The 647-nt window shown below is 54.1% G+C and carries 1 pseudogene; it reads right to left on the bottom strand.

What is annotated here, in order from left to right:
- A pseudogene (locus tag HEN33_RS25340) lies at nucleotides 1-592 on the bottom strand (IS1-like element IS1A family transposase); the annotation flags it as partial.
- Between the last annotated feature and the right edge of the window lie 55 nt (nucleotides 593-647).

Genomic DNA, 647 nt, shown 5'->3' on the forward strand with positions numbered 1-647 from the left:
CTCAGATTCAGGTTATGCCGCTCAATTCGCTGCGTATATCGCTTGCTGATTACGTGCAGCTTTCCCTTCAGGCGGGATTCATACAGCGGCCAGCCATCCGTCATCCATATCACCACGTCAAAGGGTGACAGCAGGCTCATAAGACGCCCCAGCATCGCCATAGTGCGTTCACCGAATACGTGCGCAACAACCGTCTTCCGGAGCCTGTCATACGCGTAAAACAGCCAGCGCTGGCGCGATTTAGCCCCGACATAGCCCCACTGTTCGTCCATTTCCGCGCAGACGATGACGTCACTGCCCGGCTGTATGCGCGAGGTTACCGACTGCGGCCTGAGTTTTTTAAGTGACGTAAAATCGTGTTGAGGCCAACGCCCATAATGCGGGCTGTTGCCCGGCATCCAACGCCATTCATGGCCATATCAATGATTTTCTGGTGCGTACCGGGTTGAGAAGCGGTGTAAGTGAACTGCAGTTGCCATGTTTTACGGCAGTGAGAGCAGAGATAGCGCTGATGTCCGGCGGTGCTTTTGCCGTTACGCACCACCCCGTCAGTAGCTGAACAGGAGGGACAGCTGATAGAAACAGAAGCCACTGGAGCACCTCAAAAACACCATCATACACTAAATCAGTAAGTTGGCAGCATCACC

Origin of the sequence: Escherichia sp. 94.0001, from assembly GCF_013369155.2 — a bacterium.
Classification (GTDB): Bacteria; Pseudomonadota; Gammaproteobacteria; order Enterobacterales; family Enterobacteriaceae; genus Escherichia; species Escherichia coli_F.